This window comes from Kitasatospora sp. NPDC024654, from assembly GCF_055559155.1.
In genome coordinates this window covers 20,064-21,082 of sequence record NZ_JBVHLF010000020.1, presented here as the reverse complement: position 1 = coordinate 21,082, position 1,019 = coordinate 20,064, and the positions used below count along the sequence as shown (strand labels likewise).

General features: G+C 73.0%; 1 protein-coding gene. It reads right to left on the bottom strand.

Annotated features, from left to right (window positions below; genetic code table 11):
* Positions 1-161: 161 nt before the first annotated feature.
* Positions 162-869: a uracil-DNA glycosylase gene (locus ACZ38L_RS14775; protein WP_465692977.1), complete on the bottom strand. Its 708-nt coding sequence runs from the start codon at positions 867-869 to the stop codon at positions 162-164.
* Positions 870-1,019 lie beyond the last annotated feature (150 nt).

Below are 1,019 nucleotides of genomic sequence, written 5' to 3'. Positions count from 1 at the left end.
TGGTCTGTTCCCTCGGCTCGGTCCTTTTTTCCGCTTTCCGCCTCTTCCGATCTCCCTCATTCCAGGGGAGAAGTGACGAGCCCCCCCCCCCCGCTCCTTCTCCCCCCCCCCCCCCCGCCCCACCCGAAGGTCAGCCCCCCGAAGGTCAGCCCAACCGGCGGTCAGCCCGCCTGCAGGTCCGGGATCCGCCAGTCCAGCGGCTCGCCGCCGAAGCCCGCCAGCGCCGTGTCGATCTGCGAGAACGGCCGGCTGCCCAGGAAGAGCTTCGCCGACAGCGGCGAGGGGTGCGCCCCCTGCACCACCACGTGCCGCTCGGTGTCGATCAGCGGCAGCTTCTTCTTGGCGTAGTTGCCCCACAGCACGAAGACGCAGGGCTCCTCGCGCGCGCTGACCGCCTTGATCACCGCGTCGGTGAACTTCTCCCAGCCCTTGCCCTTGTGCGAGTTGGCCTCGTGCGCGCGGACCGTGAGCACCGCGTTGAGCAGCAGCACGCCCTGCTCGGCCCAGGGCATCAGGTAGCCGTTGTCCGGCACCGGCAGCCCGAGGTCGGCCTGCAGCTCCTTGAAGATGTTCCGCAGCGAAGGCGGGGTCTTCGTGCCCGGCAGCACCGAGAAGCTCATCCCGTGCGCCTGGCCGTTGTCGTGGTACGGGTCCTGGCCCAGCACCAGCACCCGGACGTCCCGGTAACCGGTCGCCGCCAGGGCGGAGAAGACCTGCCCGCGCGGCGGGAAGACCTCCTGGGTCTCCCGCTCGCCCGCCACGAAGCCGGCCAGCTCGGCGAAGTAGGGCTTCGCCGTCTCCCCCGCCAGCACCCCGCGCCAGGACTCCGGCAGCACGAACTCGCCGTGCTCCCCGTCCGCCGCCGTCATGTGCGCGTCGGCGACCTCGGTCACCACATCAGCCTCCCACCGGTACCGAGCGGGGGGGGGGGGGGGGGGGGGGGGGGGGGGGGGGGGGGGGGGGGGGGGGGAGGGGGGGGGGAGGGAGGGGGGGGGGGGGGGAGGGAGGAGGGGGGGGAA